An 8326-nucleotide genomic window follows, 5' to 3' on the forward strand; every position below is an offset into this window, starting at 1 on the left:
GCAGTGTTCGAAGGTGCCGGGCTATCTTCAGAGATCATTTCTCAGTTCAGTTCAATGTTGGCAGCGGAACATCGGTGACCGCTTCGACCAACAAAACAGCTGATCAAGGTGATGTATTCGAGTGGCCGCTCATGGCAGATTCTGTTGAAAAAGTAGCTCCCATGTCTGGCCTACGGCAAAATTGCTGCAATGGCCGGCGGGGGATCACACAGCATGATGGGACAGTTATCGAGTGGGCAGGAGCGGCTGTTTTACTCGTTCAACCTTGAAGATCACATTCCAGCCAATCACCTTCTGCGCAGCATTGATCAATGTCTCGATCTGAGCGACCTGCGCCATTACCTCGCCGATTTCTATAGCCCGATTGGGCGTCCGTCGATTGATCCCGAACTGATGATCCGCATGCTGATCGTCGGCTATTGCTACGGCATTCGCTCAGAACGGCGGTTGTGCGAAGAGGCCCATTTGAACCTGGCGTATCGCTGGTTCTGCCGGTTGAGCCTTGAAGACGAAATCCCCAACCACTCGACCTTTTCCAAAAATCGACACGGCCGTTTTCGGGACAGTGATCTGTTTCGCTGGTTGTTCAATGAAGTGCTGCGTCGTTGCATGGACGCAGGCTTGGTCAAAGGTGAAGGCTTTGCCGTGGACGCCAGCATCATCAAGGCGGATGCGAGTCGGCAGCGCGGCGTACCGGGAGATGAACCGGTCAACTGGAGCGATCCATCCCTGAGCACCCGCGCCGTGCGTGAGTACCTTGAGGGACTAGATGAAGAGGCTCTGGCCGAAACGCTACCGAAACGCCTGTCGCTGACGGATCCTCAGGCTCGCTGGACCGCCGCTTCAGGTGGCCCAGCGTTCTACGCTTACTCCACGAATTCTCTGATCGATACCGAGCACGGCGTGATCATGGATGTGGAACCCACACCGGCTCATCGAACCGCAGAAGTCGAGAGCACCAAGACCATGATCGAACGGGTCGAAGCGCAGTTCGACATCAAGCCGGAGCGCCTCATTGGCGATACCGCTTACGGTACAGCGCCGATGCTGGCCTGGATGGTGAAGGAAAAAGACATCGAGCCGCATGTGCCGGTGTGGGACAAAACCGAGCGCAAGAACGACAGTTTTTCGAGCAACGATTTCCACTGGAATGAAGAGGCTGAGGAATACCGCTGCCCGGCCGGCAACCCATTGCGCAGCGAATGGCGAGCCTTCAAGAATGAGCGCTCACACGTCACCAAAGCCAACACCATCATCTTCCGATCCCGGCAGACCGACTGCGCTACGTGTCCGATGAAAGCCAAGTGCTGCCCGAACACTGCGTTCCGAAAGATCGCTCGCAGCGTCCATGAAGCCGCTCGCGATGTGGCTCGGCGCATTGCAGCAACGCCGGCATATCAGCGCTCTCGCCATGAACGTAAAAAGGTCGAAATGTTGTTTGCCCACCTCAAGCGCATCCTGAAATTGGATCGCCTGCGGCTACGTGGCATGAGTGGCGCGGCGGATGAATTCACGCTGGCCGCCGCGGTGCAGAACCTGCGACGGCTGGCCAAATTTTCATCTCAAGGGCCACCCGTCATGGGATAGGTGCGCCTGCACCAAGCAAAAAACCTCAAATTAACCCAATAACAGTGCAGGAAAGGTCACCGAAGGGCCGAAAAACCACTCAATGTGGTGAGTAGGTTCTCCAGTGGTGGTCGTGCCTGAGTTCAGGCGAGCCGAAAATCCGACTTTTTCAACAGAATCGGCAGATGGCTGCCCTTGGTGAGAGGCAGCTTCTGGCCTCTCGCGATGGGCAGAAAATAGCCGAAATCTGCCCGTTCTGGCGGGCTCGAATCGGCCGAGGGTGTGAAAAAACGTTTTTGAGCGCGACAGTTACTCAAAACCGGACTGAAAATCGCGCTTCTATGCGAAATCCACATCTGCTGACGTGCCGATAAATTTCAGATTTAACGTAGATGCGCACACTTCAATTTTGGCGAAGCGTTTTTACACACTCTGGACCAGAAGCAGACCATCAAAGGCGTTTACACAGCTACGAGTTATTGCTGCGACGCCATGGAGCGCTTTTCAAGCGTCTCGTTTCTATCGAGACACAGTTTGTAGTGGTCTATGTCCGTAGGAGTGTACTGTTTCTCTACCCTTGCCATTTAAGGTCGGAAGGTGAGTTTACGACTTAGCTCAAAAAGCGGTCCCTTTCCATTTTGTCTTAAGTAGTGCAACTGAAGCTGTTGAGGAACCGCATCCTTCATTATGTAATTATGCGCCGCCTTCTTTTGCTCTATCCAAATTCGACATGCCTTTAAACGAAAGAAGAAACCCTTTAGCCTTGACTGGAGACCGGTTAATGGGTATCCCGTTTCATTAGGGTTTTTAGTTGTTTTTTTGGGCGTTGTAGGTTCGTAACATTTCCTCTGAACCGTCCCAGTTCGGGGGCGTCTCCCAATTTTTATTTTTCTTTTTTCCAATTATTGCGCCAATAAATGTATTTTTTTCATCATAAAAAATGCGACCGTCCCAACTGGTACTGTCAATGAAACGCATTGATAGTATTGCGTCAGGCGCCATACTTGAAAGCGCATTTGTAAGCTCTTCAAATCCTGGCATTACCGATGAAGTTGTGTTTGCAATTTCTTTTTGAATGGTGAGTTCTTTTTTATACGTATCGCTAGTTTTTTTTATAATGTAATCGTTCTTAAAAATGAAACTTTCTTCAGTTGATTTTTTTAATAGTTGGGCCGATTTTATCCCGCCGTCTGCCAGATGAAAATTCTGCTGTAACAAATCTAATATATTCATGGTTTAAACACCTCGATATCCCCGCTGCGGGGTCCTTTCAAGAGAACTTCTTGCTCCCCCCAACGATCTTCCGAATACTGCCATGACCACTTATCTCTTTCTTTGGGGGCGCCAATTTTAACTCTCAGAATAAGTCCATCCTCTTTCGCAAATTGCCTGGCGATATCAGGTGATCTTGTCCATGAAGTATAGGGACTGTCTCCCGAGTGTCCTCCATAATTGTGATCGTCAGGATTTACTACGCCATCAATTTTTCCGGGAGTTACCTTTCCGGAAAATGCGTCATTTTCGGCAGGATGGCCCTTATGAACACCGCGATACAGATATCCTTCCTCTGGAGTGCTTGGGAGACGAGGAAGATTCTCGTAGTCCGTTTCGCGAGATTGGTTTGATTGTTTCTCATCAGGACCGTCGCACGGTTCGCAGCTCAACCCTAATGGATCCACCCATCCTGTAGGGTTAGGCACGTACTGGTAATTGTTCAGCCCGCCTGCAAGCTTGATCGGATCCGGCGTCAGATACCGTCCAGTCCCCGGATTGTAGTAGCGATGCCGGTTGTAATGTAAGCCCGTTTCCGCATCGAAGTACTGTCCCTGAAAGCGCAGTGGGTTGTCGATTTCTGCAACGTCGAGCGTGACGAGGTTGCCATAGGCGCGGTATTTCGCCGACCACATGATTTCGCCGCTGTAGTCGGTGAGTTCCTGTGGGGTGCCGAGGTGGTCGAGTTGGTAGTAGAACGGCTCGGCTTTGAGTGGGCCTTCACCGTCGAGCATCGCCAAAGGTCTGAAGCTACCCGGCTCGTAGATGTAGCTGCGATAACGGTTGTCGGCGCTTTCGGCGATGAGGCGTTCGCCTTGCCACAGGAACTCTGTGGTTTGACCGTCGACGGTTTTGGCGATACGGCGGCCGAAGGCGTCGTACTTGTAGCTTGCGATGCTGCCGCTGGGGAGGCTGACACCGATGAGGCGGTGTTGGCAGTCGTAGCGGTATTCGGTGACGAGCTTTTGCCCGGTTCCGCGGCGCTCACGGCTCAAATTGCCATAGGCGTCGTAGTCGTAATGGCGATCGCCCTGCATCAGCAGGCGGTTGCCTTTGACGTTGGCAAGGTTCGAGGTCGTCTGGTCGCCTTGGCCGAGCAGGTTGCCTGCTGGGTCGTGGGCAAAACTTTCCGGTGTCGTGCCGCGTACGTTGATCAGTCGGTCGAGCGGGTCGTAGCGGTAGCTGCGACTGCCTTTACGGCTGTCATCAATGCCGGATAGGTTACCGTTGGCATCGTAAGCGTAGCGACGCTGGAACAGGTTGCGATCCTGTTGGCTAACACTGTGGGCTTGCAGGCGGCCTTGTTCGTCGTATTGGTATTGGCTGAGCAACAGACCTTGTTGACGCTGCTGTTCGCGACCTGCGCTGAACTGGTGGGTGGTCAGGCGCGAACCGTTGAGGTCGATGCTGCTCAGTTGACCGCCTCGTTGGTGGCGATAATCAAGCTTGCTGCCGTCTGGGAGGCGGCAGTGTTTCAGTTGGCCTACGGTGTCGTACTCGTAACGCAGGGTTCCCCAACCTTGGTGCTCGGTGATCAGGCGGTCTTGCAGGTCGTATTCGTAGGCCAGCGGCCAGTTTCCGTCATCGACGTTCACCAGGCGCCCGAGGGCGTCGTAGCTGTAGTGAATTTCCTCGCCATCGGCCAGGGTTTTCACCAGCAGGCGGCCAGCGGCATCGCGCTGGTACTCGGTAATCAGTTCGCTACCGTCGTCGCCGAACTCGGTTTTCTTCAGCAACTGACCATTGAGGTCGTATTCATAAGCCGTGCGACGACCGTCGAAGCCGGTTTCCTGCTGGATGAGGCCGTTCGGGTAGTAGTCGAGGTGATACTGCTCGCCACGTTCGTTTTCGATCTCGCTGAGCAGCAGACGTGCGTTGTCGTAGCGATAGCGCAGTTGGCTGCCATCCGGGTTGATGCGGCGGCTGACCAAGTGCAGGTTATCGGCATATTCGTAGCGGGTGACTCGGCCCAGTTCATCGCGTTCGGCGGTGACGCGGCCGTATGGGTTGTAAGTGAACGCGCGCGTAGCGCCACCGGGCAGGGTGATTTGCGCGAGCCGGTTGGCAGCATCCCATTGGTATTGGGTGATTGCGCCGCTTTCGTCTTGACGGGTGATCTGTCGGCCCAACGCGTCGTAGCGGTACTTGCGCTGGCCACCATCGGGCAACTGTTCTTCGAGCAGTTGGCCGAGATTGTTCCATCCCAGTTGATGACGGCTGCCATCCGGATGACGGATTTCTAGAAGACGGCCCTGGCGGTCATAGTTGTAGTGGGTTGAATTACCATCCGGGTCGATTTGTTCGGTGATATCGCCTTGGTCGTTGCGCCAATATATCCACTTCGCCGGGCCACGATTCACCACACGGACGTAGCCGTGGTAATACTCATAAGAGGTCGGGGTGTCTTCGGGTGGAATAACCGCGATCAGTCGGCCTGCTTCGTTGTATTGGTATTCGGTGACAGCGCCGAGTGGATCTTTCTCGGCGATCAGGCGGCCTTTGTCGTCGTAGGCCTTGAGGTGCTCCGCACCGTCCGGATCAACCTTGGCGACCAGTCGCGCCTTATCGTCGTGGGTGTAGACCTCTTCGCTGCCGTCAGCATTGGTAACTGTGACGCTGCCTTTGTCATCCCAGGCGTAATGCGCGTCCATTTGCGAGAAGCTTGCCCAGTGATGGATGCATCGCGCCGATTTACCTTCTTTTTCCCATTCCCAGTAGAAACTGGCGCCACCGGCGAGTTGCCGCTCAAGAATGACGTTCTGGTCGTTGTAGGCATAACGCTCGGCTTCGCCGGCGGCGTTTTTGGCTTCGATCAGGCGGTGTTGGGCGTCGTAACTGTAGGTGACCAGGGTCTGGATGGTGCTCCAGGCGTCTTCCAGATTGTCAGCCGGGATGAACTGCTGGTAGTCGATGGCGACGATGTGCTTGCGGTCGTATCGCACGAGAAGGGCACGACCGGCACCGTTATCGACGCGCTTGATTCGCCCGTGAATATCACGGGTAATGTGCAGCCGATTGCCGTAGTTGTCGCTGATGGCGATCAGCGTGGCGCCCTTGCTGTTGTAGCGAAAGTGGTAGAATTGGGCACGTTCTCCGGCCTGGGTGAGGATCAGTTCAGAGGGATCATCACCAAGGAAAATCGCTGCTTCCGACAGACTGTTGGTGATCGCTGGACGTTGCACACTCGGTAACGGGAACGTGGTGATACGGTTTTCGTGGTCGGTCCAGACCACCTCTTCATCTTTGACGTCCACCCGCTGGGCAAGTGCGTGGCTCCAACCGTAGCCGAGGCCGCAATCAATTTCCGCAGCGCTGGTGCGGTAAAGGCGAGTCCACTCGAAAGGTAGCAGCCCATCAAGCTGACCATCAGTCAGCGTCAGTAGCTCTTCACCGGTAACCATGGAAACCGGGCAATTGTTAGTACAGGTTTTCTTGGCGCAGGTTGAGCTTTTTTCGTCGAGTGTTTTTGACTGGGCCGGAGCATCACTGACCTTTTCCTTCGGCTCCAGTACGAATTGTTTTTCTGCTTTTTTTCGAGCAAATGCGGAGGCGTTTTTTTCCAGCAAGGAAGGCGTGTCGCTGGTGATCGGCACCGGACCTTTGGCAGTGGCTGCGGTGGCTTGTTCGATTTTCAACGCGGCCTTTTTCGCGACATCCATCGGTACGCCTCGCGCACTGGCCAACAGTGGTTTCACGGTTTCGCCGTGAGCCTTCAAGGCGTGCCCCTTACTCGCGGCCAAGAGTGTTTCCGCGAGCTCCTCTAGCATTTTTACCGCTGTGCCAGATTTGACCTTAGCCAAGGTTTTTGTGCCAACACGAATTGCCAGCCCTAGGCCGCCAGATAGACAGATCCCCAGCACCACGTTGATCAGAAAGGATGCGCCGATGGCCGTAATCACTTCCACGCAAACTTGCGGCGGCAGCATGCCAACCCACGCGATAATGGCGGAGAGGTAGATGAACATCAGCGGTTCGTCGCTGAGAATCAGCAGTCCGGTGGCAATGGCTTCTTTCGACGCTGAGTAGAGTTTTTTGACTTCTTCCTCACTCAGGTACTGAAGAAGTTTTTTCACGTTTTTCAGAGGGTCGGCTAAGAGCTCGAACAGGCTCTTGATGTCATCCCAGACACCTAGAAGCGCTTTCTCAAGACTATCAAGTGCAGATTGCATCAGTATGAGTGAGCGACCCGCCCGGTCTGTCGCTGAGTAGCTCGCCCACTGCGGCTGGAACTTACTCGACCATTCGCTTTTCAACCACCCGTCAAGGTTGCCGATGACACCCTGGTATGAGTCGTACAGCGCCTTGACGTTGCTGTCAGAAACGTTAGGGAAAAAAGTGATTCGGTACATCTGACCCGGTTTACAGCCTTTGATGACTTCAATGCCGCTCGGGCCGATAGTCGCAGGAATCACCGGGCCGACAACATCGTATCCGCCGAACATCGCTTTTTTGACGGGCTCGAGCTTGACCGGTGTATTGCCGATCGGCACGTACCGTGCGCTCTCAAACATATGGATCAGGGTGAAATCACCCATCAGCGGACAGGTGGCAAAGGTTTCAACCGGCCCTGTCTTGGTCTTGCGCTCCGTGACGCTGACTTCGTTACCCACCTTGAACTTCTGATCGACATCCATTGCCCAGCCAGTCCAGAAACCGTCGGCCCAGGTCTTGTATTCAGTCAGGCAATTGTTGAAGTCCTTGAGAATGACACTCACGTCAGGGGTCTTGGCGTCGAGGACTCGAATAACCAAATTACCGATGGGATCAATCATGACGTGACTTCCTTTGTCAGCTCAGCAGCCAGACGCTCTGCCATATCTTCTGTATTGGATTGTTGGCGCACGAAGCGCTCGACTTTGTGGCGCAGATTACTTTCGGGGAAGGCGAAGAACAGTTCCGGGCAATCCTCTCCCAGCCACTGCATCAAGTTGTCGACGACGGTGGTGTGGTCTTTCTCTGCCAGTGTGTCGACTAACTTCTGCGGCACCGCCCACCATGGCCAAGCCTTGGCCGGTGGCACGCCCCTCGCTCCCACGTCCAGTGTCTGGCCATTGATCAGGTAGCGGTCGAACACTGGCAAAACCTCACCAGTCCCGGCACCGAGTCCTTCAAGAATCGGAAAAATGTGTCGCCCATCCCAAAACCGTAAAAACACCTCGGTTCCGTCAGGCATGAACACCTGAGTCAAACTGCGAAGGTGTTCGAACACCACGTCCGGGGGGCTAGTGGATACCGCCAGCCAACCCCAGTCCTGAGCGTCGGTTTCGGCAATCCACTGAAGAAAACCGGCGTTGGGTTTCAATTCGGCGAGGTAGGGCATGACAGGCTGCCAATCGGCGTATGGCGTACCGCTCCAGATTGGGATCAGCTCTGGTGCCATGTCTTGCTGGTAGAAGGCTTTGAGCGCTTCGGCATCACTGGCGGCGCTGACGACCAGATAAAGCCGCTCACCCGCCTGCAACGGCCGCTCAGCCAACCACGCCTGCGG

Annotated in this window: 4 protein-coding genes and 1 pseudogene; 2 read left to right on the forward strand and 3 right to left on the reverse strand. The window is 54.6% G+C overall.

The features are described from left to right. Positions 1–78: pseudogene (locus K0F88_RS32850) on the forward strand (glutamine amidotransferase); the annotation flags it as partial. 135 nt (positions 79–213) lie between these two features. Continuing rightward, complete coding sequence (locus K0F88_RS31685; protein ID WP_219097835.1) at positions 214–1587, forward strand: transposase; 1374 nt, start codon at positions 214–216, stop codon at positions 1585–1587. 786 nt (positions 1588–2373) lie between these two features. Here K0F88_RS31685 and K0F88_RS31690 read toward each other — a convergent pair. The 3 genes from K0F88_RS31690 to K0F88_RS31700 all read right to left on the reverse strand — a co-directional run. Then, entirely contained in the window at positions 2374–2799 is a 426-nt protein-coding gene (locus K0F88_RS31690; RefSeq protein ID WP_219097836.1) for a hypothetical protein, read from the reverse strand. Then, positions 2796–7610, reverse strand: coding sequence for an RHS repeat protein (locus K0F88_RS31695; protein ID WP_257605422.1), 4815 nt, complete (start codon positions 7608–7610; stop codon positions 2796–2798). The genes K0F88_RS31690 and K0F88_RS31695 overlap by 4 nt, the downstream gene beginning before the upstream one ends. Continuing rightward, positions 7607–8326, reverse strand: a 720-nt coding sequence (locus K0F88_RS31700) for a DUF4123 domain-containing protein (protein ID WP_219097837.1), incomplete at its 5' end; no start/stop codon positions are given. The genes K0F88_RS31700 and K0F88_RS31695, both read right to left, overlap by 4 nt.

Source organism: Pseudomonas sp. UMAB-40, assembly GCF_900095275.1.
GTDB lineage: Bacteria > Pseudomonadota > Gammaproteobacteria > Pseudomonadales > Pseudomonadaceae > Aquipseudomonas > Aquipseudomonas mandelii_B.